17 protein-coding genes are annotated in these 23,883 nt (G+C 53.7%); 7 read left to right on the top strand and 10 right to left on the bottom strand.

The window, feature by feature from the left end:
- The first annotated feature begins 120 nt into the window (after positions 1–120).
- The 3 genes from tynA to ACQG22_RS10720 all read left to right on the top strand — a co-directional run bounded on the left by tynA (position 121) and on the right by ACQG22_RS10720 (position 5,717).
- The gene (gene tynA, locus ACQG22_RS10730; RefSeq protein WP_038980510.1) at positions 121–2,397 is read left to right on the top strand and encodes a primary-amine oxidase; all 2,277 of its coding nucleotides are present in this window, start codon (positions 121–123) and stop codon (positions 2,395–2,397) included.
- 166 nt (positions 2,398–2,563) lie between these two features.
- Positions 2,564–4,537 (top strand): alkyl/aryl-sulfatase, encoded by a 1,974-nt coding sequence (locus tag ACQG22_RS10725; RefSeq protein WP_369706516.1) that lies wholly within the window; start codon positions 2,564–2,566, stop codon positions 4,535–4,537.
- Positions 4,538–4,610: 73 nt separating this feature from the next.
- The gene (locus tag ACQG22_RS10720; protein WP_029882837.1) at positions 4,611–5,717 is read left to right on the top strand and encodes a GGDEF domain-containing protein; all 1,107 of its coding nucleotides are present in this window, start codon (positions 4,611–4,613) and stop codon (positions 5,715–5,717) included.
- Positions 5,718–5,816: 99 nt separating this feature from the next.
- Here ACQG22_RS10720 and ACQG22_RS10715 read toward each other — a convergent pair whose 3' ends face one another.
- Positions 5,817–7,316: an aldehyde dehydrogenase family protein gene (locus ACQG22_RS10715; RefSeq protein WP_369706517.1), complete on the bottom strand. Its 1,500-nt coding sequence runs from the start codon at positions 7,314–7,316 to the stop codon at positions 5,817–5,819.
- A gap of 241 nt (positions 7,317–7,557) precedes the next feature.
- On the opposite strand from ACQG22_RS10715, the gene feaR reads away from it, so the two are divergent.
- Positions 7,558–8,466, top strand: coding sequence for a transcriptional regulator FeaR (feaR, locus tag ACQG22_RS10710; protein WP_029882835.1), 909 nt, complete (start codon positions 7,558–7,560; stop codon positions 8,464–8,466).
- On the opposite strand, the gene ACQG22_RS10705 is transcribed toward feaR, so the two are convergent.
- The 4 genes from ACQG22_RS10705 to ACQG22_RS10690 all read right to left on the bottom strand — a co-directional run bounded on the left by ACQG22_RS10705 (position 8,467) and on the right by ACQG22_RS10690 (position 12,158).
- A complete protein-coding gene (locus ACQG22_RS10705) occupies positions 8,467–8,784 on the bottom strand; it encodes a YdbL family protein (protein WP_102752571.1) in 318 nt (105 codons plus the stop codon).
- 7 nt (positions 8,785–8,791) lie between these two features.
- On the bottom strand, positions 8,792–8,983 hold the full coding sequence (locus ACQG22_RS10700) for a YnbE family lipoprotein (protein WP_020688201.1): 192 nt from the start codon (positions 8,981–8,983) through the stop codon (positions 8,792–8,794).
- Complete coding sequence (locus tag ACQG22_RS10695; protein ID WP_102752572.1) at positions 8,980–11,619, bottom strand: YdbH family protein; 2,640 nt, start codon at positions 11,617–11,619, stop codon at positions 8,980–8,982. Before ACQG22_RS10695 ends, ACQG22_RS10700 begins: the two co-directional genes overlap by 4 nt.
- A gap of 215 nt (positions 11,620–11,834) precedes the next feature.
- Positions 11,835–12,158, bottom strand: a complete 324-nt coding sequence (locus tag ACQG22_RS10690; protein WP_045901071.1) for a hypothetical protein — start codon at positions 12,156–12,158, stop codon at positions 11,835–11,837.
- Positions 12,159–12,474: 316 nt separating this feature from the next.
- Between ACQG22_RS10690 and ACQG22_RS10685 the strand changes: the two genes are divergently transcribed.
- Positions 12,475–13,464 (top strand): 2-hydroxyacid dehydrogenase, encoded by a 990-nt coding sequence (locus tag ACQG22_RS10685; protein ID WP_013096773.1) that lies wholly within the window; start codon positions 12,475–12,477, stop codon positions 13,462–13,464.
- Positions 13,465–13,503: 39 nt separating this feature from the next.
- On the opposite strand, the gene ACQG22_RS10680 is transcribed toward ACQG22_RS10685, so the two are convergent.
- The 5 genes from ACQG22_RS10680 to dcp form a co-directional block, all read right to left on the bottom strand.
- The gene (locus tag ACQG22_RS10680; RefSeq protein ID WP_369706518.1) at positions 13,504–14,712 is read right to left on the bottom strand and encodes an MFS transporter; all 1,209 of its coding nucleotides are present in this window, start codon (positions 14,710–14,712) and stop codon (positions 13,504–13,506) included.
- Between the two features lie 200 nt (positions 14,713–14,912).
- A complete protein-coding gene (locus tag ACQG22_RS10675; RefSeq protein ID WP_346720573.1) occupies positions 14,913–17,495 on the bottom strand; it encodes a bifunctional diguanylate cyclase/phosphodiesterase in 2,583 nt (860 codons plus the stop codon).
- 210 nt (positions 17,496–17,705) lie between these two features.
- Positions 17,706–18,824, bottom strand: a complete 1,119-nt coding sequence (gene asd / locus ACQG22_RS10670; RefSeq protein ID WP_346720572.1) for an aspartate-semialdehyde dehydrogenase — start codon at positions 18,822–18,824, stop codon at positions 17,706–17,708.
- Between the two features lie 332 nt (positions 18,825–19,156).
- Positions 19,157–19,960, bottom strand: a complete 804-nt coding sequence (locus tag ACQG22_RS10665; RefSeq protein ID WP_346720571.1) for a DUF6694 family lipoprotein — start codon at positions 19,958–19,960, stop codon at positions 19,157–19,159.
- Between the two features lie 221 nt (positions 19,961–20,181).
- Positions 20,182–22,215, bottom strand: a complete 2,034-nt coding sequence (dcp, locus tag ACQG22_RS10660; RefSeq protein WP_346720570.1) for a peptidyl-dipeptidase Dcp — start codon at positions 22,213–22,215, stop codon at positions 20,182–20,184.
- A 143-nt stretch (positions 22,216–22,358) separates the two neighbouring features.
- Between dcp and ydfG the strand changes: the two genes are divergently transcribed.
- Together ydfG and ACQG22_RS10650 are read left to right on the top strand one after the other, a co-directional pair.
- Positions 22,359–23,105: a bifunctional NADP-dependent 3-hydroxy acid dehydrogenase/3-hydroxypropionate dehydrogenase YdfG gene (gene ydfG, locus ACQG22_RS10655; RefSeq protein WP_020688209.1), complete on the top strand. Its 747-nt coding sequence runs from the start codon at positions 22,359–22,361 to the stop codon at positions 23,103–23,105.
- 91 nt (positions 23,106–23,196) lie between these two features.
- Positions 23,197–23,883 (top strand): GntR family transcriptional regulator, encoded by a 687-nt coding sequence (locus ACQG22_RS10650; protein ID WP_013096780.1) that lies wholly within the window; start codon positions 23,197–23,199, stop codon positions 23,881–23,883.

Raw genomic sequence — 23,883 nt, 5'->3', positions numbered from 1 at the left:
CGCACTTTTTTAACCTGGCAAGACTGACAAATAACCTGGCAGATGCAGGCAAACGCTTTTTTCACGCGCCTGTCAGGATAAGACTCACAACACAATAAACACAACAAGATGAGGTCTACGATGAGAAGCAATTCTTCATTTTCTGCCCGTAGAACGGCACTGGCTCTGGCCGTTGCGCTCTGCTGTGCCTGGCAATCTCCCGTTTTCGCTCACGGCAGTGAGGCGCATATGGTCCCAATGGACAAAACGCTGGCAGATTTTGGCGCAGAGGTACAATGGGATGATTACGCACAGATGTTCACCATTGCGAAAGACGGTGCGTTCGTAAAGGTTAAGCCAGGCGCTAACACCGCCATCGTTAATGGCAAACCCCTTGCGCTGTCGGTGCCGGTGGTGATGAAAGACAACAAGGCCTTTATCTCGGACACCTTTATCAATGATGTCTTCCAGTCCGGCCTCGACCAGACGTTCCAGGTTGAGAAACGCCCCCATCCGCTAAATGCGTTAACGGCGGATGAGATTAAGCAAGCCGTGGCCATCGTCAAAGCCTCAAAGGATTTTAAACCGAACACCCGCTTCACTCAGATTGCCCTGGCCGAGCCCGAGAAAGCCAAAGTGTGGGACTTTGTGCTAAACGGAACGGCGGTGGATGCCCCGCGTCAGGCGAATATCACCATGCTGGACGGCAAACACGTCATCGAAAGTCGTGTGGATCTGAAGGATAAGAAAATCCTGCGCTGGGAGGCCGTAAAGGATGCGCACGGCATGGTGCTGCTGGATGATTTCACCACCGTGCAGCAAATCATCAACGAGAGCCCGGAATTTGCTGAGGTGCTGAAAAAACGCGGCATCAGCGATACGAAGAACGTGATCACGACCCCGCTGACCGTCGGCTATTTTGACGGCAAAGACGGCCTGAAGCAGGAAGACCGTCTGCTGAAGGTGGTGAGCTATCTGGATGTGGGCGACGGTAACTACTGGGCACACCCGATTGAGAATCTGGTGGCGGTGGTTGATCTCGAACAGAAGAAGATCCAGAAAATTGAAGAAGGCGCGGTTGTTCCGGTGCCCATGACTCCGCGTCCGTATGATGGCCGTGACCGCATCGAAACCCCGAAAAAACCGCTTGAGATCATCGAACCGGAAGGCAAGAACTACACCATTACCGGCGACATGGTGCACTGGCAGAACTGGGATTTCCACCTGAGTCTGGACTCCCGCGTGGGGCCGATGATCTCGACCGTCACGTACAACGACAACGGTAAGAAACGCCAGGTCATGTATCAGGGCTCCCTGGGCGGGATGATCGTCCCTTACGGCGATCCGGATGTGGGCTGGTACTTTAAAGCCTATCTCGATTCGGGCGACTATGGCATGGGCACCCTGACCTCCCCGCTGGTGCGCGGCAAAGATGTGCCGTCCAACGCCGTGATGCTCAATGAAACCATCCCGGATTACACCGGTACGCCGATGGAGATCCCACGTGCCATCGCCATTTTCGAGCGCTACGCCGGGCCTGAATATAAGCATCAGGAGATGGGCAAGCCAAACGTCAGCACCGAACGCCGTGAGCTGGTGGTGCGCTGGGTAAGCACCGTTGGCAACTACGATTACATCTTCGACTGGGTATTCCACGAAAACGGCACCATCGGCATTGATGCCGGAGCCACCGGGATTGAAGCCGTGAAAGGCGTGCAGGCCAAAACGATGCATGACGCCAGCGCCAAAGACGACACCCGATACGGCACCTTAATCGATCACAACATCGTCGGTACCACCCACCAGCACATCTATAACTTCCGTCTCGATATGGATGTGGATGGCATCGACAATAAACTGGTGGCGATGGATCCGCAGGTGAAACCGAACACGGCTGGCGGCCCGCGTACCAGTACCATGCAGGTCAATCAGTACGATATCGATACAGAACAGCAGGCGGCGCAGAAATTCGATCCGGGTACCATTCGCCTGCTGAGCAACACCCGCAAAGAGAACCGTATGGGGAACCCGGTCTCGTACCAGATCATCCCTTACGCGGGTGGCACGCACCCGGTAGCCACGGGCGCGAAGTTTGCACCGGACGAGTGGATCTACCATCGCCTGAGCTTTATGGATAAACAGCTGTGGGTGACGCGTTACCATCCTGACGAAATGTACCCGGAAGGGAAATTCCCGAACCGCTCCACGCACGATACGGGGCTGGGTCAGTACAGCAAAGACAATGAGTCACTCACTAATCAGGACGATGTGGTCTGGATGACCACCGGAACCACGCACGTTGCCCGCGCGGAAGAGTGGCCCATCATGCCAACGGAATGGGTGCATACATTGCTTAAGCCGTGGAACTTCTTTGACGAAACGCCAACGCTTGGCAGAAAAAAAGACGAACAAAAATAATCACCGACCGGGCGTAATGCCCGGTTTTTTATTCATTTATTTGCCGAATCTCTCAGCCTGATTATAGTTATTTAACCACTCATTCTAATGACATCTTTTCAAACATTTTCAGCCAGGACACGACGTTTAATCACCGTAACGTAGTACTTTCTCTGAGAGGTTTTAGATGAAATTGAATTTGATTGTCAGAAGTCTTGCTCTGGCTGGGCTTCTCGTTTCCGTCAGTCCCTCTTATTCCGCCGAAGCCCCAAAGGACGCGACCGCGGCGACGCAACAGGCGAATAATGCCCTTTTCAACCAACTCCCTTTCTCCGATAACACCGACTTCACCAATGCACATAAAGGGTTTATTGCCCCACTGCCGCAGGAGATTATCAAAGGGGAGCAAGGGAATGTTATCTGGGATCCGCAACAGTACGCCTTTATTAAAGAGGGTGATAAAGCACCGGATTCCGTTAATCCCAGTTTATGGCGTCAATCTCAGCTGATTAATATCAGTGGCCTGTTCGAAGTGACCGACGGGGTATATCAGATCCGCAACCTCGATCTGTCGAATATGACGATTATCGAAGGTAAAGAAGGAATTACCGTGGTCGATCCGCTGGTATCAGCAGAAACCGCAAAAGTCGGCATGGATCTGTATTACAAAAACCGGGGTAAAAAGCCGGTGGTCGCCATCATCTATACCCACAGCCATGTGGATCATTACGGCGGCGTCCGCGGCGTGGTGGATGAAGCTGACGTGAAATCCGGGAAAGTGAAAGTCTATGCCCCGTCCGGGTTTATGGAAGCCGCTGTGGCTGAAAATATCATGGCGGGCAACGTCATGAGCCGTCGCGCCAGTTACATGTACGGCAACCTGCTGAAACCCGATGCCAAAGGACAGGTTGGTGCGGGGCTGGGTACCACGACCTCTGCCGGTACCGTTACCCTGATCGCACCGACCAACATCATTGAGAAAGATGGTCAGAAAGAGGTTATCGACGGGCTGACCTATGATTTTATGCTGGCACCGGGCTCAGAAGCGCCTTCAGAGATGCTCTGGTATATCGAAGAGAAAAAGGTCATTGAATCTGCCGAGGATGTCACTCACACGCTGCATAACACCTATTCGCTGCGCGGCGCAAAAATTCGTGAACCGCTGCCCTGGTCGAAGTATATCAACCAGGCAATTGTCCGCTGGGGTGACAAAGCAGAGATCATCATGGCACAGCACCACTGGCCAACCTGGGGCAACGATAATGTGGTCAAGCTGCTGAAGAGTCAGCGCGATCTTTACCGTTACATTAACGATCAGACGCTGCGCATGGCGAACGAAGGTCTGACGCGCGATGAAATTGCCGCGAATTTCACCCTTCCTGACTCGCTGGCCCATACCTGGGCTAACCGGGGCTACTATGGTTCAGTCAGTCACGACGTAAAAGCCACCTATGTCCTTCATCTGGGCTGGTTTGACGGCAACCCGGCAACGCTTGATGAGCTTCCTCCTGTTGATGCCGCGAAGAAATTCGTGGAGTACATGGGAGGCGCTGACGCCATTCTGAGTAAAGCCAAAACCGACTACGACCAGGGCAACTACCGCTGGGTGGCACAGGTGGTCAGTAAAGTGGTCTTTGCCGATCCGAACAACCAGGCCGCGCGTAACCTGGAAGCGGATGCGCTCGAGCAGCTCGGCTATCAGGCTGAATCCGGGCCGTGGCGTAACTTCTACCTCACCGGTGCGCAGGAGCTGCGTAACGGCGTCGTGAAAGGCCCAACGCCAAACACGGCAAGCCCTGATACCGTTCGGGCGATGACGCCGGAAATGTTCTTCGACTATCTGGCCGTGCATATTAATGGTCAAAAAGCCGGGGACGCAAAATCGGTATTTAATATCGATCTGGGCAGCGATGGCGGTAAATATAAGCTTGAGCTGGAAAACGGCGTGCTGAATCACACGGCCAATGCCGAAGCGAAAGACGCCGATGCGACACTCACGCTGAACCGGGACACGCTTAACAAAATCATCCTCAAGGAGATCACGCTGAAACAGGCGCAGGACAGTGGCGATGTCAAAATCAGCGGTGACAGTGCCAAACTTGATGCCATGCTTGGCTACATGGATAAGTTTGATTTCTGGTTTAATATTGTGACGCCGTAACATCGCGGATTTACGGGCGGTTTACCCGCCCGCTTTTATTTCTCTTTCTCCCTGGACGGGGTAAACATCATCAATGGAAAAAAGAAAAAACCTCCCCCCCGAACGAGCCACCTGGCCTACACGTCAGGCCATGGTGCATCACGGGCTGGCGATGAACCTGCCCTGGCTGGCCTTTGTAAACGTCAGCTTTGCCCTGATGATCCTGCTGCGCCACATCCTGCTGGAAAACAGCGCGGTGCTGTACCCCGGTTCACAACACCTGACCCGGATTGTCGATGCCTCAATGCTGGGCATTATTATACTGTCCGCTGCATTAATTCTGATGGCCTGGCGCCGTATCGCCGGGATAAGCGTAGTGCTGTTTGTCTGCAGTGCCTTCTGGTCGATGTGCAGTTACTGGTTCATTACCGCCCTGCACCTTCCCCACGTCTGGCCGCTTTGCGTGATTTTATTGCTCTCCGGTTTGACGGCGCTCTATTTTTACCCGGAGGGATTACTCTCGTTTGTGCTCCCGCTCTGGCTCACCCTGCCGGTCGCCAGCTGGGTGCTGAATGATGGCCTTAATCTTCGCTTTGTCACCATCTGGAGCGTATTCACGCTGATTATGCTTTGCGGGCGGTTTATCCTGTTAAGCTGGTTTGACGAGGCCTGGCGGCGGAATCAGCAAAACCAGCTGTTGATCTCCAGGCTCGATGCGCTGGCGCACCAGGATCCGCTCACCAAAACTGCAAATCGCCGGATGATGGAAGTGGTGCTGGAGAATGCCGTTGAGCAGAATAAAGCCTTCTCGCTGATCATGCTGGATATCGATTATTTCAAGCTTTATAACGATACCTATGGACATCAGGCCGGTGACGACTGTCTGACACGCGTGGCGCAGGTGCTAAAGCAGGCCGTGCGCACCCCGGACGATGTGGTGTCACGCTACGGCGGAGAAGAATTTGTGGTGATCCTGTTTAATTGCCCGGAGAACGTTGCACAGCAGGTTGCCCGCCGCATTCAGGACGGCCTGCGCGCGGCGGCGATACCGCACGGTGCGTCCAAAGTCAGTGAGCATGTGACCGTCAGCATGGGGATTGCAGGAATTGCACCGGGCCTGGCGGGCCCGGAACTGATCGCCCGCGCCGATGCGGCGCTGTACCGCGCGAAAGAGGCCGGGCGGGATCGGTGGTCGTTGTAAAACTAGCCCGCCAGGGCCTGATGCCCTCACCCTGACCCTCTCCCACGGGAGAGGGAACAAACACTAAAAAGGCAACCTCCCGGTTGCCTTTTGCTTTTATTAATAGCGCACGCACACCGATTTGGTTTCACACCAGCCGTCCAGCCAGTCCGGGCCGAAGTCGCGTCCGGTGCCGGATTGCTTCATGCCGCCGAACGGCAGGTTGGCGTCAATCAGCGTATGGCTGTTCACCCAGACGGTGCCCGCCTGCAATCTGTCGGTATACTCCAGCGCCTTACTGATATTCTGCGTCCAGACGCTGGCGGTCAGGCCATATTCGGTATCGTTGGCAAGGGTTAGCGCCTCTTCGCCATCGGCTACGCGTACCAGGTTGACCACCGGGCCGAATACCTCTTCGCGGGTCAGCCGGAGTCCCGGATCCGGGTTGACCACCAGCGTCGGCGAGATGTAATACCCTTTGCCGTCCGGGCCACGGTTACCGGTGATCAGCTCTGCATTGCGCGATTTTGCTTCATCCAGGAAGGTCTGCACCTTGTCGCAGTGAGCGCGGGACACCAGCGGGTTGATAAACGCCTCCGGAGACATGCCCGGCCCCACGCTCAGGGATTTCACCGCCTGCTCAAACCCGCTGACCAGCGTGTCAAACAGCGGCGCTTCTATATATATACGCGAGCTCGCGGCGCAGACCTGACCCTGATTAAGGAAGCTGCCGGTCATCAGCCCCTCAATCACCCACGCCGGATCGGCGTCTTTCAGCACGATAGCCGGGTTTTTGCCGCCCAGCTCCAGCGTCACGCCGGTCAGCGTGTCCGCCGCCGCGCGGGCAATCTGTTTCCCCGTCGCCGTGGAGCCGGTGAAGCTCACTTTGGTAATATGCGGATGCGAGGTCAGCGCTGCACCGCACACCGCGCCGCTTCCGGTCACCACGTTAAACACACCGTCAGGGATACCGGCTTCGCTCGCCAGTTCCGCCACCCGCAGCATGGTCAGCGGCGTGGTTTCTGACGGCTTAATGACAATAGAGCAACCCGCTGCCAGCGCAGGCATCACCTTCCACATGCCGATCATCAGCGGGAAGTTCCACGGCACAATCCCGGCCACCACGCCCACCGGCTCTTTACGCGTCCACGCCTGATAGCGTGCGCCTTGCGGCAAGGGAATGGAGAGATCGAGCGTTTTGCCGGTTATTTTGGTGGTCAGCCCGGCGGTATAACGCATCCAGTTCAGGGTGCAACCCACTTCAAAAAGACGGGAAATATTGATGGATTTCCCCTGCTCCAGCGTTTCAAGCTGGGCCAGCTCCTCGCTGTGCTGCTCCACCAGGTCGGCAAAGCGCAGCAGGATGCGCTCGCGCTCTGCCGGTAATTTCCCGGCCCAGGTGCGGGCGACAAAGGCTCGCCAGCCGGACATCACCGCGCGGTCGACATCATCGACGCTGGCATCTGCCGTAGAGGCGATAACCTCCCCGGTGGCCGGGTTATAAATATTCAACCGTTTTTCACTCTCCGACGCGGCCTGCCGCCCCTCAATCCACAGCCCGTGATGTCGGTCCAGAAACTGCTGTACGCCTGGCTGGATGGCGACCTGTGATTCAGACATAGGGTACTCCTTCGTTATTATTCGCAGGGTGTTACTGCAGTCTAAGAGGCCTTTCGCATTCCCGCTTTTGTCTGTGTGACATTCGCTTTGCCACCTGTGACAGGTGCCGCAATTCGTGATAATTCCGCCTTATAACGCTGTTACCGGTGAGTGTTCTTTCCTATAGTCAGCCTCATGGCTCTGACAAAACGCAACACAAATGCAACAATGCGAAAACATTGATGGCGCAGCGAGATAAACGATGGCATGTGTAAGCGAACAGGAACGGTATCAGCAGTGGCTGGCGCAAATTAACCATGTCTGCGGGCGCTTTAACGCGCGTCCTTTAGAGGGGGAATTCTTCGGCGAGCTGGAAACCAGCTACGCCCGAAGCCTGAAGTTAAGCACCGTCACCGCAGGCGGGGTTAACCTGTTCCGCTCCCGTCAGGAGATCGCTCAGAGCAATGATGCCTGGTTTTATACCGTGTTCCAGCTTGAAGGCAGCGCGCAGATTGAGCAGGACGATCGCCGCGCGGTGCTGAACGCCGGCGACATTACGCTTCTTGATGCCGCTCGTCCCTGCTCCATCAACTGGCAGCAAAAATCCCGTCAGATTTCCCTGCTGGTTCCCCGTCAGATTATTGAGCAACAGTGTCGTTTTCAGGAGGTAAGCTGCGCCCTCGCGCTCTCCCGCTCGTTGCCAACCGTACAGCTAAGCCATCGCCTGCTGCTGGAGAGCATGGGAAATGCCAACCTGAGTGACCGGGAGAGCGAAGCCGCGCTGGAAGCGATGATCTGCCTGCTCCGCCCGGCGTTTCAGCAGCGTGACGCGGTGCAGCCGCGTAAGGAGCGCCAGTTCAGGAACGTTCTGTCGCTGATTGATGACCATATTCAGTCGGAATCCCTGCGTCCGGAATGGATTGCCGCAGAGAGCGGCATGTCGGTGCGCAGCCTGTACCGCATGTTTGCCGATAAGGGGCTGGTGGTGGCGCAGTACATCAAAAATCGTCGGCTGGATCTGTGTGCGCAGGTGTTGCGCTCCGCCAGCGACGAGGAAAAGCTGGCGGGAATTGGCTACAGCTGGGGGTTTGCCGACCATAGCCATTTTTCAACGGCGTTTAAGCAGCGTTTTGGCGTCTCACCGGGCGAGTACCGCAAGCGCTTTCGCTGATTACTTCTTCAGCCATTTTCCGTTAATGCCCTTCACGTATTCTCCCGGCTGCGCGCGGGCCACCAGCTTTTGCCCGGCCATCTTCGCCACTTCATCAACCGGCAGGTTATTGCTGTCCGCCAGCTTCTGGTAGCTTTCCGTACGCGCCGCGTTGATGCGGCTCACCAGCGCCAGCGTTTCGGGGTCTTGTTTCACCGGGGCAAGATACCCGCTCAGGGTTTCCCCGACACGCCCCTGCGCCCGGGCCTCGTTTAAGGTCAGGGTTGCCGCCTGCACGTTCATGCCCAGCGTCAGTAACATCAGAGCTAATCGTTTCATGGCGTCCTCAGAACAGATCGCTGCGCGATTTCAGCAGGGTTTCAACGTCTTTATCGACTTTAATGTGGATCTCATGTTCGATTTTGACGTTCATATTGATGGTGATCGGCTCCTTCGGCGCAGCGACTTCAATGCGCGGCGTACAGCCGGTCAAGAGCGCGGCAACGGCGACGGTGAGTACACCAGCCCTCATTTTCATTGTTGTTCCTCACTTTCCTTGCCAGTCGAATTGCGGATACCAGGTAGCGCCGCGTGTTGCTCAAACCAGGTTTGTAGATTGTCTCCAAAGCGCAGGCTACGCCAGAGAGTAAAGACGTTCTCGTCATGGGTGTAGTTAAGATTTACGGAACTGCTTTTGCCATCAACCCGGCTGGTGCCTTTGAGGGTCGCCTGCATGGTTAATTCACCCAGATTATCTAAATTGAGTCTTGTCCACGACTGTGAAATTTCCATATAGCGGAGCCAGTTAATCGCTGCCCCTGCAACCATATTATCGTTAACGATGGCATCAGCGGTGTCTTTATCAATACGCAGCGTCATCGGCCCCGGGTTGGTTAGCCAGCCATCTTTAATGATCCATTTTTCATTGTCCAGCCAGAACGGTAGCGCCCCGCTTATCGGGCCAGACAGGGCAAACTGCTTAGGATTAATGGCGCTGATCAGCTCGCTGGAGGAGATATTGTCCACGCGCAGCAGCGCCGGGTCATGCTGCGGCATTCTGAGCTGCTGCATGGTGATTTTCCCGCCGAGGGTCTCCACCTTGACGTTGGTCAGCAGCAGCGGGTTTTCCTCGCTCCACGGGTAGTCACCCTGCAGGTCTGCGGTGATGTTGCGCGCGGTCACCAGGTTTTCCACTTCACCAATGCGCAGCGTAACGGGGCCGCGCGTGCCCAGCGACCAGGTACCCTCGCTAAAACGGAACGGCAGCACAAAATCCACACCGTTGATCTGGTTGTCTGGCATCCAGGCGCTACCGGATTTCAGTACACCGTGGCCGCCAGCCTCAAAGCCCTGATCGGCAGCGGCAGAGAAGGCCATCTGCGCATAGAGCTCACCGTCGCGCAGCGTCATTTTCCAGTCTGGCGGGATCAGTGGCTGGAACACGGTAAGGGATTGTTTTGGCCACCAGGCCTGACCGCGAAGGCGTTCCCCGTCCCAGCGACCGTTGACCTGCACCGGGCCGATGGCCTCGGCATGCAGATCGCCTTTAAACTGGAATATCGTCGGGTCTGTTCCGTCAACGCTGAAGGTCAGCACCGACGGGGGCAACACGCTGCCGCCCGCAAAACGGGTCTCTCCGGCATTGAGCGACAGCGCACCGCTAAATGTCGGCGTGACAGGGTCACGAACCCAGCGTACCGGTTTATCCAGCACCAGACGCGGTTTACTGACTTCCATGGTGCCGTACTGCAGCTTGTCAAAGCCGGTAGAGAGCGCGGTCAGCTCGATGAGCTTGTCGCGCCATTCGCCTTTCCCGGCCACATCCCAGCGCGCGTTCATTGGCGTAAAGCCACCTTTGCCCCAGTAACGCCACTGCCAGAGGCCGTTATCGGGTAAAAAGTCGTTGGCCTGGCCGTCCAGGTGGAGTTCAAAATCCCCCATCTCGTTCTCATGGGCGCGCAGAATCGCCTGCAGACGACCATCCACGCCCTTTTGCGTGAGCTTCACGCCCGCCAGCGGCCAGCGAATTTCGTCGATATCCAGCGAATCAATAATGCGTCCGCGCGAACGCAGCAGCGCGCCCGGCTCAAAGGCAAGCTGCGGATCGTTCAGGCTGCCGGTCAGTCTGGCCGGGAGTCTGGCGTAAAGCACCAGATCGTCCTGTTTGGCCTCGCCGCTCAGGTGAAGCGGCATGTCGCTATTTTCCAGGCTGAGCCTGCCCGGCCCGAGATTCAGCACGGCGTTACCCTTCCCGGCATCGCCCTGAGTCAGAACATTGAGGCGTCCGGTAAAGGTGGCTTTTTCCAGCCCCTGCTGCCAGTTATCCACCCGGAGACCCACGCGGCCGCTCATCGGCATGCCGGACAGGTTCCAGTTCCAGCGTCCGTCGCTGATATTCAGCTGTTGTGCCGTGATCTGCCACGGTAAATCGAGCAGCGGATCGGGGTTATCCCGCGCCATCACCAGCAGTTGCCCCTGATTCTCCTCCCAGTCCAGGTCGGCATCGACCAGCGAGGTGAGCTGTGGCACGTTAAAAGTCGCGACCGCATGGCCTTTCACCGGCACGCCATCCGGCACCAGCGGCAGGGTAAACTCACCCACCAGTTTTACGGGCGGCACCTGGCCGGGGAGTTGTACATCAAGCTGACTGACCGAGAGAGTCTGGCCGCGTAGCTGCCCTTTGAAACTGACCTGCTCACCGTTGTAGGTCACCGCCTGTACCGCAGGCGTCAGTGAGGCATGCAGTTCCCCTTCCCACTGTTGCCAGGGAGACAGGGTAAGACGGCGGATAGTGAGCCAGGTATTTGGCAGCACCGACTGCCACTGTGCCAGGGTTTTTGGCGCAACGGTTGAGGGGGCTGACTGGGGAATTTTACTGAGGCACACCGTGTTAAGTTCAAGCGCACCAATATCCAGATTCCAGCGGCTGGGGTGCGACAGCGTGGCGTTTTCAACCCTGGCAATCTCGCAATCCTCAACCAGATAGCGCAGATTGGGGATCACCAGCGCGTGACGGGTCAGTTTGGGGCTTTCCTCAAAGGCGATACGTGTACCGACAGGCAACCAGATACCGGCGAGGGTCGGTACCCACTGGGCGAGCGTCATTAGCAGCGTCAGCGGCAATAAAATCAACAGCAATAAGAGCGCAATCGCGGCTTTGTATTTACCCTTCATGGGCAGTTAATATCCTGATTTAGCGAGAGAATTAAGCCGACAGTGCCGATCATTGTCGCATGTTTAGCAAGTGAGTTGAAGTAAATGCCCGATATAAGGATAGATGCACTGCCCCGCTGGGGGAAATTTTTCATTTTGCGCAACCTGAAGAAGTCAAATGAGATTCAAGAGGTTACGCATCAGGCGAGACAAAATTTCAGAGTAAGTGAACCCTGTTAGTAGCGGTTACGTGGCAGAGCCAGCAAATACAGGAGCGAGAAAATCAGCGAACCCCAGTAGACCGAGTCATACCGATAAGGATCAAAATCGATACGTAAAAATCCGTGCACAAACTCATAACCATTCGCAAAGATGTTTATTTGTACTGCGGCCATGCCGATCACGAACAACGTATAAACAATGAACAGTGGGTATTTACCAAGTCCATTCACCTTCAGCTTCCCCACATACAGCAACAGGAAAACGACTATTGATACAATGAAATAGCATAAGGCAGGCCAAACGGGTGGGGTTAATGGCAACTCAAATTCTTGCGACATAATCAATTCCCTTCTGCTATCTGATACATCTGCCAACCTGTCATACTGCAACGGGTTATTGCTGTTTTAGAAGCCTGTTGCCATCCTTTATCCATAAGACCCGATCGTGTGCAGTGCCAAACTCCATGTATTTTTCCTTTGGTTGTCCCTGGCTACATTTACCCTAGTAACGTCCGGGAGTAAGAATATCATGGAGTTAGCAACCTCACATGTTCTAAAATAATTGATAGAACTTATTGATTTAAATAATATTTTATAAATTGTAAGATTATTTTAATCATGCTAACGTGGATGTAAAATCACTGGAGAAAGTCTTATGAAACTCGCGGTATATAGCACAAAGCAGTACGACAAAAAGTATCTGCAACATGTTAACGAGGCTTACGGGTTCGATCTTGAATTTTTCGACTTTCTGCTGACCGAAAAAACCGCTAAAACGGCGCACGGCTGTGAAGGCGTCTGCATCTTCGTGAACGATGACGGTAGTCGTCCGGTACTGGAAGAGCTGAAAAAGCACGGCGTAAAGTATATCGCCCTGCGCTGCGCGGGCTTCAATAACGTCGATCTTGATGCGGCGAAAGAGCTGGGGCTGAAGGTGGTTCGCGTTCCGGCCTACTCCCCGGAAGCGGTCGCGGAACATGCTGTGGGTATGATGATGTCCCTGAACCGTCGTATTCACCGCGCTTATCAGCGTACCCGAGATGCAAACTTCTCGCTGGAAGGACTGACCGGCTTTACCATGTACGGTAAAACCGCAGGCGTGATCGGTACCGGTAAAATCGGCGTGGCCGCCCTGCGCATTCTGAAAGGCTTTGGTATGCGCCTGCTGGCGTTTGACCCGTACCCAAGCGCAGCCGCGCTGGAGCTGGGCGTGGAATATGTCGATCTCCCGACCCTGTTCTCCCAGTCTGACGTGATCTCCCTGCACTGCCCGCTCACACCGGAAAACTACCACCTGTTGAATCAGACCGCGTTTGAGCAGATGAAAGACGGCGTGATGATCATCAACACCAGCCGCGGCGGGTTAATTGACTCTCAGGCGGCAATTGAAGCGCTGAAAACCCAGAAAATTGGCGCGCTGGGGATGGACGTGTATGAGAACGAACGCGATCTGTTCTTTGAAGACAAGTCTAACGACGTCATTCAGGACGACGTGTTCCGTCGCCTGTCAGCCTGCCATAACGTGCTGTTTACCGGGCACCAGGCGTTCCTGACCGCTGAGGCGCTGATCAGCATTTCCGAAACCACGCTGGGGAATTTACAGCAGCTGGAAAACGGCGAAGCGTGTCCTAACGAGATAGTCTAAGCCTGGCATGCCGGGTGGCGGTTGCGCCCGGCACATACGCTACGCCCCGTCCGGGGCGTTATCGGTCTGCCAGGTCCGGTTCGGGAAACGCCACCAGAGCAGGACAGCAGCCAGGGCAATGGCGCTCAGCACACTGAAGGCCGTCGCAAAAGAGTAGTGTCCGGCGATCGTCCCGGTTAAGGCAGGGCTCATCGATGCGCCAACCCCCTGCATCAGCATGACCACGCTCTGCCCGGCATTAACGTGCCCGCTCCCACGCAAAAGCACCACGATAAATGACGGCACCACCACGCCCAGGATCCCGGCGGCAAGACCATCAAGAATTTGTACCGGGATCATCATAAACGGTGCATCGGTAGACGCAGCCAGCGCCGCGCGTACCGGCATGATTAACAGCGCCAGCATGATTAAACGCCAGTAACCATAGCGTTCGATTCGCCTGGAGGCCAGGATAGCCACCGGGATCATCACCGCCTGCGAAATAATCACCGTCGCCGCAGCAAACACGCCGGGATTAACGCTGGCCGGTGCGGCAGCGACCCGCATGCTGAGCATCGGCAACAGGGCCGCATTCGCCAGATGGAACAACAGCAGCGTCAGCCCGGTCACGAACAGGGCTCTGTTTTTCATCAGTACCGCAAAACCCGGCACCGGCTGATGTTCTGACGCGTTCAGGCCGCGCGCCGCCTCGTTGTCGATATCCTTATCGCGTATCGCCAGCAGCGAACAGAGCGTTAACAGCGTTGTACAGGTCATCAGCAGGAAGATGCCCCCAATGCCCCAGTACCACGCAATGCACCCGGCGATCAGTGCCGTGAGGAAATTTCCACCGTGATTGAACGCCTCATTTTTGCCCATCTGCGCGCTAAACCCGCTCTGCCCCGTCAGCCCCAGAGTGATCCCGGTGATAAGCGGCCCCACGAACGCCGCGCAGATGCCGGTGACAATTTGCGAGAGCGCGACAACGCCACTCTGCTGGCTAAACCAGAGCAGCAGCGTACTCAGGGTGATCAGTAAACAGAGCAGCGCCAGAACGGAACGTTTGTTTTTGGTGGTGTCGGTGATGAACCCCGCCGGCAGCGTGGCCAGAAGTCCTGCCAGACCTCCGGCGGTCATCAGCAAACCGATGTCATCCGGCGTCCAGTGCCGCTGCGTCAGGAAGATACCGAGAAAAGGACCGAGACCGTCACGGACGTCAGCGATAAAAAAACTCGTCAGGCACAACGCCCGCAGTGAACGAAGAGACATACTTCCTGCCTTTTGTCGGGATGGCTGGCTCGGTTAGCGGCGGCCTGAATCTCAAGTTCGCCGGGAAATCAAAACGTTGAGCCGAGTTTATCAGCCAGACGTCAGAGCGAAAACTACGCGATTTGATTACAGGCACGCCGGGTAAGGCTGCGCTTACCCGGCCTACCGGATCAGCAGGCCCAGGCAAGCAGCATGTACCCTTAATAGATTACGTGGTTGGTTTTTAGATTTAAATCTGCAATCGCCGCCGGTTTGCCGAGTAAATATCCCTGGACTTCGTCACACTTATTTTTCTTCAGGAACGACAATTGTTCTACGGTTTCGACACCTTCTGCGGTGACCTCCATGGAATAGGCTTTACCCAGATCGATGATCTTCTCGACCACCGACTGGTTCTGTGTCGAATCCCCTAAAGAAAAAATAAAGCTTTTATCGAGCTTTAACCCGTCAAACTGGAACTTCCGCAGATAGCTCAGAGAGGCATAGCCGGTACCGAAATCATCAATCAGAATACGCACCCCCATTTTTTTCAGGGCCATCATGGTCTGCAACGTTTTCTCTGGATTAGCGAGCGTGACATTTTCAGTCACCTCTATTTCCAGCCGGGTAGGCTCAAGCCCGGTTTCATCAAGAATAGCTTTTATTCTTTCGGCGAGATCGCTTGCCTGGAATTCAATGGCTGAAATATTGACTGAAACCGAAAGCCCCGGCAGTTTTTCATGCGTCTCTGTACAGGCCTTACGAATGACCCAGTTGCTAAGGTTGATGATGAGCCCCGTTTCTTCAGCGAGTGGAATAAACTGATCGGGCATCATATTTCCGCGTTCAGGATGCTGCCAGCGAACCAGGGCTTCTACGGCGTCGATGCGTGAATGTCTGAGGTTATAACGCGGCTGATAAACCAGATAGAGCTGGTCTTCCCGAATTGCGGTCTTTAGCGCTAATTCCAGCTTTCTGCGCTCGGTCAGCTTTTCCGACATATCCTGACGATAATAGACCCATCGGTTTCGACCGGATTGTTTAGCCTGATAAAGCGCAATATCAGCATAGCGTAAAAGGTCGTTTGCACTGGTACTGTCCTGGGGAGCCAGAGCAATGCCCATGCTGACGCCGATGGTCACATCATTGCCATCAATGGTGAACGGGCGGTTGAGTTCTTGCACGATGCGATGACACACCTCTTCTATGTGGTCCAGGTGCCGGGTGTTGTCGAGAAGCAGCATAAATTCGTCCCCGCCCTGTCGTGCGACAAAATCACCGCGACGAACACATTGTTTAAGCCGTAAGGCAACCTCACCAAGCAGGGCATCGCCCGTTGAGTGGCCGAAAATATCATTCACGGGTTTAAACTTGTCCAAATCAAGGCAAATCATGGCAAAGGGGGAATTGTGGATATCCTCTTTAGCCAACTGTCCTGTGAGGAACTCCTTAATATGATACCGGTTGGGAAGGCCCGTTAATTCGTCATGGCGTGACAGGAATTCAACACGTTTGGTGGCTTCCACTTCCAGAGAAACATCCGATGCCGCCCCCCGTAAAACCACCGTGCCATCAGGCTGAGCAGAGAATTTTGCCAGAAGAGTGCAGTACGAAGTTGACCGTTGAGCGTTAGTGTACGGGCAGTTCTTAAATTCAAAGCGCCCCGATAACTCACGCCGCCTGACGCACGTATTTAATAAACCGTTTGTCGAAGGAAAAAGCGCATCCAGCTTGCGTCCCAGCCACTGACTCTCGTCATAGCCCGTGACAGTCGTAAAACGCCCTGATAGCCAGGTGATCGTTAACGATAAATCCGTTTCCCAGAACCAGTCACTGGTGGTTTCACTGACATCCCTGAAGCGTTTTTCACTGGTAATCAGATTTAACCGAGCCTGCTCAAGGAGAAAAATATTTTCGTCATGAATTTTTGCCTTATGCAAAATATGACGCATCAGGATCGCCGTCAGCACGAGGGTCAGAAGAACAGACAGAATGAGCAAGGGTAAAAAATAAATGATCAATGCCTCGCCGGGGTTTTCTGTGTCCCAGATAATGTGGACTGGGCCATTCTGGGTACGTAACGTTAATGCTGTCAGACTGTCTGTCTCAGCAAGGGCGTCAGAAGAGACCGCGCGGACGTTTTCGATCCCTGCATCGTGCCCAATCGCAAGCAGTTTCTTAGCCGTTAAGGTGTCGATAAACAACATGGTTGATGGCTTACCGGGCAACGGCTGCACGCTGGTATCATCTCCCGTCGTTATCCATGCCGCAGAAACTATGGCGGGGACGGAATGGATAAGCGTGAGCATGGAGACCGGCAGTCCATTTTTACTGCCCGTCTCACTGAGTAAATGGTCTATGGTGGATTGATCTAACCAGCGTTCCAGCTCTTCGTGCTTCAGTTTCCCGTCAAGCACGCTGTAACGGGTGGTTTCCTCCGGGGACAGCACAAACACGCCTTCGTAGCCAAAGTTATCATACAGAGACTTGCCCAGATTCTGCTTATCCCATGCCCAGTTCAGGTCAGTTTTTTGATGAAGATGTTTGTAAGCATCTCCCCACTCAGCATTGTCTTTCAAATGGCTGCGCATGTTTTCCTGGCGGGCGTCTAATGCTTGCCTTAACAAAAACTCGTCATGTTTATCGCTGATTTTATTAACATTGTTTTTAATGATCAGCAATGACACTATCGCTGCGATAAAAATACCTATCAACAAGGTAACAATATAGGCAAACGTTTTATTTATCAGTCCTTTAGAATGCTCGCTATCCGTAAAGCCAGGGGTCTTCTGAGGTATGGTCATTCTTCGCCTTCTTAACTGCTATTACGTCATTTTTGTGCTATCCACAGTTATCGGCAAAAAAACACAAATTTTTATAGCGAAGCCTCCTTAAGCAAAACATTGTTTATTTTTTTAACCCAGATCAAATTATTCCGCATTAACACGCATAAAAAACCGGACTGTCCGCCCGGTTCTGTTTTCAGCTAATAATGAACAACAGGTCTAAACCCATTATATTCTGTTAAGCAAAATATTAAGCATGCGGCGTAATGGTTCCGCTGCCCCCCATAATAGTTGATCCCCAACGGTCAATACCGAATAAACAGGTTCATTATTTAGCGCCATTTTTTTATAACGCCCTACGCCAACCTTAAGCGTGCCGCTAATATGTGCGGGAGTAAGCTGGCTGACGCTGGCCTCTTTATTATTAGGGACGTATTTTACCCAAGGGTGAGCGTCGCTTACCCTTTTAGCAAATTCAGCTTCATCCACTTCGCGTTTGAGTTTCATTGTAATGGCCGCACTATGGCACCTGATTACACCGACACGAATGCACAGACCATTAACCGGGATGGTGCCTTTTTTCAGGCCAAGGATTTTATTTGTTTCTGCTTCTCCCTTCCACTCTTCGCGGCTATTGCCATCCCCCAGGTCGCTATCAATCCAGGGAATGATGCTCCCCATCAGCGGCGCGCCAAAATTCTCAACAGGCAAGTCACTGCTATTAATCAGTTCGCTGACTTTATTGACCAGAGGAAGCACCGAGCCTGCGTTTTCCAGCTCATCGGGGGTTAAGTTTCGGGTGACAAATGCACTTTGGGCGATCAACTCGCGGACGTGCTTTGCACCCGCCCCCGAAGCTGACTGATAGGTCATCACGCTCATCCATTCAATGAGATCGGCCTTGATCAAACCGGCGAGCCCCATCAGGCTTAAGGTGATTGAACAGTTTCCGCCTACAAAAAGTTTACCGCCCTTTTTGATGGAATCATCGATATTTTCACGGTTCACAGGATCCAGGATGATACAGGCTCTTTCGTCCATTCGCAGCGCTGATGCGGCATCGATCCAGTAACCTTCCCAACCATGATCAATTAATGATTGATACATCGATTTTGTATATTCACCGCCCTGGCAGGTAATGATGATATCCATTTCCGCCAGCGCATCCAGGGAATACGCATCTTTGAGTAGCGAACGGACACCATTAATGACAGGCCCAGGTGCCCCAACAGAAGACGTACTAAAAAAACTGGCTGCAATATCATTAAAATCATTTTCTTCGACCATGCGTTGCAGCAATACTGACCCAACCATACCGCGCCAACCAACAATGCCAACCTGCTTCACGGGTTTACCTCAATGACGTTACAAAAGTGTTAAGAGAGGTAAAGTTTATAACCCGTTAAATCCCGCGCGTCATTCTTTATTTTACTCGTTTTTGCAATAATAAGAATGTTTAATAAGGAGTTAGCGAAACTGATGAATATTGTGTTTGTGTTCAAGTCAAAAAAAAATAGATATCTTTAATTAGGCTGTTTAAAACGATTTTATGCCCCTCGGAAACATAAAGTCATAGTTATCAGCGAAGCCGATGCCCACACCGATGCGCCGTTTGCAACGCCACCTTTCCTCAACGCATAAAAAACCCGCCGGTTGGCGGGTCGGTTAGTCTTTAAAGATCAGAGATTTTTTTTCTTCAACTCTTCAAGCCTGCTGTAATCTTCCTCAGTGAAAATTGTTGCATCATACAACATCTGATTATCAGTACCGTCCACTCTTACGAGTGTCACAGTCAAAACAGCGTCTTTTGGGGCATAAAGTACACCCCATTCAGAATTCTTAGGGGGGGCAATAGCCCATGTGGCTTCTTCATTTGGCTTAAGCCCCTCAGGAATATCATAGAAAAAATTACTTACCAGCCATGGTACTGAGTATCCCTCGCTTGCCATCACTCCGTGCAGGTACGCTCTGGAGATAACGGTATCAGTATTATTTTTAACAACCAGTCTAATTACGGGTTGTGGCTTACCGTCTTGCTCAGGCTCCATGGTAAATCTGGATGATAAAACCTGGATTTTCATCAACTCTTTTTTAGCCACGTCGGCGTCAGCTTTTTTCTGTTCCAGCGCTTTGATTTCCTGAGTCATCTTTTCTTTTAACTTCATCTCTCTCTCAGCAGTGACTTGCTGTGCGTAAGAGATTATTTCTTCACCCGTCTTACCAGACAGGCCTTCGCGCATCTTTTTGCTTATCTCTTCGTTATCATTATTTGAAGTGGAACGCATCAGGTCAGCCATATTGATGTTACTGAATGCCACAACCTTTAAGGCGCTATCGAATTCCTCCCGTTTATTTTCCGGAAGTGAATCTCTGACTTTGGCTATCGAGGATTTCATTGCAGCATCAGTTGAAGAATCAATTTTGGGTTTATCGCACCCGACGAGTAAGCAAGAAAGTAATAACACACCAACAATTTTCTTCATGTTCCTGTTCCATCAGTAAAAAATTAAGATTAATCCTACCAGAATTTGACCATACGACAAAATCTACTTGTGCATGTTATTGGAAATTTGTTGCATACCAGACGAAACCCTTAGCTTTAACTGCTTCGCCAGTGCGGAGCAAAATTAGAGGCGTTTTCGAGAAGAGAAACTGGACAAAAAAACCGGGCTTCCGCCCGGTCCTGTTTAAGCCAAAAATGACGCTACTCGCTCAGCCCGCGATTCTCCAGCATCGGCTCAATCTTCGGAGCGTGCCCGCGCCAGGTTCGGTACAGTTCAGCTAAATCCGTGCTGTTCCCGCGCGACAGAATCGCCTCACGGAATTTTTGCCCATTCTCGCGGGTTAAACCGCCCTGCTCGACAAACCACTGATAGCCATCGTCCGCCAGCATCTGCGTCCACAGGTAGGCGTAATAACCTGCCGCATAGCCGCCGCCGAAGATATGCGCGAAGTAGCTGCTGCGATAACGTGGCGGTACGGCGGGCAGATCCAGCCCCTCTTTTTCCAACGCTGCTTTTTCAAATTCCTCTACGCTCGAAACGGCCTCACGAATGCCGTGCCAGTTCATGTCCAGCAGCGCGGCGCTGAGCGTTTCCGTCATGTCATAGCCTTTGTTGAAATGCGTTGCGTTGAGCATGCTTTCGCGCAGCGCGTCCGGCATCGGTTCGCAGGTCTCGTAATGGCGGGCATAGTGGGTAAATACCTGCGGGTGGCTGGCCCAGTGCTCATTGATTTGCGACGGGAACTCAACAAAATCACGCGGGGTATTGGTCCCGGACAGCGTGGCGTAGCGCTGACTGGCAAACAGGCCGTGCAGCGTATGACCAAATTCGTGGAACAGGGTTATTACATCATCCCAGGAGAGCAGCGCGGCGCCTCCGTGGCTGGGTTTTTGATAGTTACACACGTTGTAGATAACCGGACGGGAGGCAAATTCATATGATTGCTCGACGAAATTCCCCATCCACGCTCCGCCCTGTTTCGAATCGCGGGCGAAGAAATCGCCGTAGAACAGCGCCATGCCTTCTCCGGTGTGGTCGAAGATTTCCCACACGCGGACGTCCGGGTGATACACCGGAATATCGAAGCGCTCGACGAAGCGGATGCCAAACAGCTGGCTGGCCGTCCAGAATACGCCATCATGCAGTACGTTATTGAGCGCAAAATACGGCTTAATTTGCGACTCATCCAGGGCATATTTCGCCTGACGCACACGCTCGGCATAAAAGGCCCAGTCCCAGGCCTGCACGGTGAAGCCGCCCTGCTCATCATCAATGACTTTCTGGATATCGGCCTGCTCCTGCACCGCACGTGTGCGCGCCGCAGGGACAATTCCACGCATAAAGGTCAGTGCGGCCTCCGGCGTTTTTGCCATCTGGTCGGCGATGCTCCAGCTCGCAAAGTCGTCAAAGCCCAAAAGCTGCGCCTGGCGTGCACGCAATGCCGTGAGACGAAGGATCAACTCGCGGGTATCATTTTCATCGCCTTTCTGCGTACGCAGCCAGCCTGCGTTGAACAGATTTTCACGGGTCTGTCGATTGCGAAGCAGTGAAAGCGCAGGTTGTTGGGTGGTGTTCAGGAGGGGGATTAGCCAGCGATCCTTCAGCCCTTTATCGGCGGCGGCCTGAGCAGCCGTGGCGATCTCCTCTGCGCTTAACCCCTCAAGCTGGTGAACATAATCCACCACCAGCCCGCCCGCCTTATCTGCGGCCAGCAGTCGCTGGTTGAACTGGCTGATCAGTGACGCGACTTGTGTGTTCAGGTCTTTCAGTTCAGCTTTTTCAGCGTCGTTCAGTCGCGCCCCGGCCAGCACGAAGCGCTGGTGCGTCACCTCGACCAGTCGGCGGGACTCAGCATCCAGCGCCTCACGATCCTGCCAGACGCTCTCCACGCGGGAAAATAACGTGTCGTTGAGCCAGATATCATTGGCCAGCGCGGCCAGCTCGGTTGAGAGCTGTTCTTCCAGCTCCTGTAAGCGGGCATTGGTGTGCGCCGACGTCATGGCAAAGAAAATACTGCTGACGCGCGCTAGCATGGCACCGCTTTTCTCCAGCGCCAGTACCGTATTATCGAAATCGGGTGCTGCCGTTTGCGCGACGATGGCGTCAATATCTGCCCGCTTCTGGCGTATGGCCTCATCAAATGCCGGGCGATAGTGGCTGTCGTTGATTTCATCAAAACGCGGGGCCTGATAAGGCAGCAGGCTAATGTCAAAAAAAGGGTTACGGGTTGACATCTTTTACTCCTGATAACGGTTAACTTTCCCAGAGTAGGCCAGGCCGCCATTGACCGCAATGCGGTCATACAAATGATGCCTTAACGCACCCTCTCAGGGCGTGCTATGTTAGTACAACACAAAAAGCGTTGAGGAACAGTGAGATGATTATTTTAGTTACCGGGGCAACGGCAGGTTTTGGTGAATGCATCACGCGTCGCTTCGTCGCCAACGGCCACAAGGTGATTGCCACCGGCCGCCGTCAGGAGCGTCTGCAGGAGCTGAAAGAAGAGTTGGGTGACAATATCCTGACCGCGCAGCTTGATGTGCGCAACCGCGCCGCCATTGAAGAGATGATTGCCAACCTCCCCGCGCAGTGGCGTGCCATTGACGTGCTGGTCAACAACGCCGGTCTGGCGCTGGGTATGGAGCCCGCGCACAAAGCCAGCGTGGAAGACTGGGAAAACATGATCGACACCAACAACAAAGGGCTGGTGTATATGACCCGCGCCGTGCTGCCAGGCATGGTGGAGCGCAATCGCGGCCACATTATCAATATCGGCTCGACCGCCGGAAGCTGGCCGTATGCGGGCGGCAACGTCTATGGTGCGACAAAAGCGTTCGTGCGTCAGTTCAGCCTGAACCTGCGTACCGATCTGCACGGCACCGCCATTCGCGTCACGGATATCGAGCCGGGCCTGGTGGGCGGTACCGAATTCTCCAACGTGCGTTTCAAAGGCGATGACGCGAAAGCAGATAAAACCTACGAAAATGCCAACGCGCTGACGCCGGAAGATGTCACTGAAGCGGTCTGGTGGGTCGCGACGCTGCCAAACCACGTCAATATCAACACCGTAGAGATGATGCCTGTCAGCCAGAGCTTTGCCGGACTTAACGTTCATCGTGGCTGACTCTGCCCTTCCCGGCCTGCGGGCCGGGTCTGTATCAGGGTATAAAAGAATGGTAGTATGTTCAGGCTAACTCTCTGAGAAATGACAACTCATGGCCGCTGAATCGCAACTCAATCCCACCCAGCCCGTTAACCAGCAAATCTATCGCATATTACGACGTGATATTGTGCATTGCCTGATCCCGCCAGGTACCCCGCTTTCAGAAAAAGAGGTATCCGTGCGTTTTGACGTTTCCCGTCAGCCCGTACGTGAGGCGTTTATCAAGCTTGCTGAAAACGGCCTGATTCAGATCCGCCCGCAGCGCGGCAGCTATGTGAATAAAATATCGCTTTCTCAGGTCCGTAACGGCTGTTTTGTCCGTCAGGCCATTGAGTGCGCGGTGGCCCGGCGTGCTGCCACGCTGATGAATGACAACCAGTGTTACTGGCTGGAGCAAAACCTGCATCAGCAGCGTATTGCCATCGACCGCAAACAGCTTAACGACTTCTTTCAGCTCGATGATGAGTTTCACCAGAAGCTGGCGCAAATTGCCGATTGTCAGCTGGCCTGGGATACCATTGAAAACATTAAAGCCACGATCGACCGTGTGCGTTATATGAGTCTTGACCACGTCTCGCCACCGGAAATGTTGCTTCGACAGCATTATGATATTTTCAGCGCGCTGGAAAAACGCGACCCTGACGGTGTGGAAAAAGCGATGACCGTCCATCTGCAGGAGATCAGCGAATCCGTGCAGCTTATTCGGCAGGAAAACAGCGAGTGGTTTAGCGAAGATTAA

Source organism: Enterobacter cloacae complex sp. 309I3, from assembly GCF_050031595.1.
In the GTDB taxonomy this organism is placed as follows: Bacteria; Pseudomonadota; Gammaproteobacteria; order Enterobacterales; family Enterobacteriaceae; genus Enterobacter; species Enterobacter cloacae.
Note: the sequence above shows the minus strand (reverse complement) of the source record. Positions and strands in the feature narration are given on the sequence as shown.

What these genes read in the sequence shown, in the direction of transcription:
- tynA (WP_038980510.1), top strand. Translation starts at nt 121, where the DNA reads ATGAGAAGCAATTCTTCATTTTCTGCCCGTAGAACGGCACTGGCTCTG.
- ACQG22_RS10725 (WP_369706516.1), top strand. Translation starts at nt 2,564, where the DNA reads ATGAAATTGAATTTGATTGTCAGAAGTCTTGCTCTGGCTGGGCTTCTC.
- ACQG22_RS10720 (WP_029882837.1), top strand. Translation starts at nt 4,611, where the DNA reads ATGGAAAAAAGAAAAAACCTCCCCCCCGAACGAGCCACCTGGCCTACA.
- ACQG22_RS10715 (WP_369706517.1), bottom strand. Translation starts at nt 7,316, where the DNA reads ATGTCTGAATCACAGGTCGCCATCCAGCCAGGCGTACAGCAGTTTCTG.
- feaR (WP_029882835.1), top strand. Translation starts at nt 7,558, where the DNA reads ATGGCATGTGTAAGCGAACAGGAACGGTATCAGCAGTGGCTGGCGCAA.
- ACQG22_RS10705 (WP_102752571.1), bottom strand. Translation starts at nt 8,784, where the DNA reads ATGAAACGATTAGCTCTGATGTTACTGACGCTGGGCATGAACGTGCAG.
- ACQG22_RS10700 (WP_020688201.1), bottom strand. Translation starts at nt 8,983, where the DNA reads ATGAAAATGAGGGCTGGTGTACTCACCGTCGCCGTTGCCGCGCTCTTG.
- ACQG22_RS10695 (WP_102752572.1), bottom strand. Translation starts at nt 11,619, where the DNA reads ATGAAGGGTAAATACAAAGCCGCGATTGCGCTCTTATTGCTGTTGATT.
- ACQG22_RS10690 (WP_045901071.1), bottom strand. Translation starts at nt 12,158, where the DNA reads ATGTCGCAAGAATTTGAGTTGCCATTAACCCCACCCGTTTGGCCTGCC.
- ACQG22_RS10685 (WP_013096773.1), top strand. Translation starts at nt 12,475, where the DNA reads ATGAAACTCGCGGTATATAGCACAAAGCAGTACGACAAAAAGTATCTG.
- ACQG22_RS10680 (WP_369706518.1), bottom strand. Translation starts at nt 14,712, where the DNA reads ATGTCTCTTCGTTCACTGCGGGCGTTGTGCCTGACGAGTTTTTTTATC.
- ACQG22_RS10675 (WP_346720573.1), bottom strand. Translation starts at nt 17,495, where the DNA reads ATGACCATACCTCAGAAGACCCCTGGCTTTACGGATAGCGAGCATTCT.
- ACQG22_RS10665 (WP_346720571.1), bottom strand. Translation starts at nt 19,960, where the DNA reads ATGAAGAAAATTGTTGGTGTGTTATTACTTTCTTGCTTACTCGTCGGG.
- dcp (WP_346720570.1), bottom strand. Translation starts at nt 22,215, where the DNA reads ATGTCAACCCGTAACCCTTTTTTTGACATTAGCCTGCTGCCTTATCAG.
- ydfG (WP_020688209.1), top strand. Translation starts at nt 22,359, where the DNA reads ATGATTATTTTAGTTACCGGGGCAACGGCAGGTTTTGGTGAATGCATC.
- ACQG22_RS10650 (WP_013096780.1), top strand. Translation starts at nt 23,197, where the DNA reads ATGGCCGCTGAATCGCAACTCAATCCCACCCAGCCCGTTAACCAGCAA.